Below are 1,631 nucleotides of genomic sequence, written 5' to 3'. Positions count from 1 at the left end.
AAGTGCTTGAAAGTATAGTGTTTATGCGGATAATCGCAAATTAGATATAAAATTTAAATTCAAATTTTTATGATAAAATTGTAATTTTATGTAATCAGTTGGTTTTTTATACCGTTACAAGAAATATTAATAATGCAAAAAATATTATTAGTGAATTATCAAAAATTAGTATAGAAGATTATGGTTATGAGGAAATCAAACACATATATTATCAAAATATTTTGTATTATTACAAAACAATTAATAATTCAAAAAAAGTTGATAAATATAAACATTATATATATCAACTCTTAGAAAATATTGAAAAAAATTCTTATACATATCAATTGGCAAGTTTACAAATCAATGGAAAAACTGATGATAATTTCTTTTTTTCAAATTTTCCATACCGTGTAGATTTTTTGGGTTATTGGGATTTTACAGTAAATCTTGATGATTTTTTATAATCATGTCAAACATTTCAGTATGACTTAATTTTTTTTGCTGAAAAGCATAATAAAATGCACAATCATCTCCTAAATAACAATCTGGAGAAATTTCTAATAGATAAAAATCGCCATTATGTATTCTACCATCAATACGAGCAAATTCGATTTTGTTAAATGATTGGAATAAACTAATTAAATTTAATCTGTCCTTTTCTAATATTAGATTACTTAATAAAAAATCTACTTTTGAATCATCGATTTTTTTTGTTTCCAATCCCCAAATCTCAGAATCGAATTTTTCTTTATCATTTAATAATAATTTAACTTCTTCACAAAATATAATTTTTTCTTTTGACCCTAACAAAATCAATTCTACTTCGTAACCTGAAATATATTCTTCAATAATAATAGGTACTTTTTGTTTTTGTAATAAAAAAATAGCCATTTTTTTTGCATCAGTATAGTTATAAACAACATTCTTATTGGTTATTCCTACAGAACCACCACCATAATTTGGCTTAATTATCAAAGGAAGTTTTAGTAATTTAATTGGTGTTGAATCTAATTTGCTTAAAGAATCAATATAAAATGAATTTGCAGAACGAATTCCAAATTGTTTAGCATATAATTTAGATAAACTCTTATCATTGCAAATAGTATGAGTATAAGCATCTGCACCTATATAATCTAAATTATATGCTTCACATAAAGCAGGTAAAATTGTTTTTTGTGTACAACTATTTTCACCATACAACACGGGAAATATTAAATCATTTTTATGTTGATCAATATGATTTTTAAATTCATCTATTGACGTATAATGATAAATTTTTTCAAACAAGGGATTTAATGACTTTAATAATCGTGAATTTTGTTCGCTAGTATTTCCTTCTAAATCTTTTCTCATAGAATTAATATTTTCAGAATCTACACAATCTGTAATAAACACTAAATTTTTCATATATAATAGGCCTCCTTTATCTATCGATAACTTCTAATTATCCATACTTAATATTAGCATTTTTATGCATTAATAACAAATTTACTTATATAGGTACAAATTTTAATAAACCTTTATTCCAAATTTTTTGGTATAAAATCCCGTCTTTAGAAGTTATCACTATATTTTTTAGAACTACATTTAAACTATTTCTTTCAATATGTCGATTTTATCGGCTTTTTTTATACTTTTAATTTTTTTAT

Annotated in this window: 1 protein-coding gene; it reads right to left on the bottom strand. The window is 23.0% G+C overall.

Annotated features, from left to right (window positions below; genetic code table 11):
* Positions 1-417: 417 nt before the first annotated feature.
* Entirely contained in the window at positions 418-1,389 is a 972-nt protein-coding gene (locus tag LJD32_RS14825) for a hypothetical protein (RefSeq protein WP_227392811.1), read from the bottom strand.
* Between the last annotated feature and the right edge of the window lie 242 nt (positions 1,390-1,631).

The organism is Faecalibacillus sp. TM498 (genome assembly GCF_020589955.1).
GTDB lineage: Bacteria > Bacillota_I > Bacilli_A > Erysipelotrichales > Coprobacillaceae > Faecalibacillus > Faecalibacillus intestinalis.
Note: the sequence above shows the minus strand (reverse complement) of the source record. Positions and strands in the feature narration are given on the sequence as shown.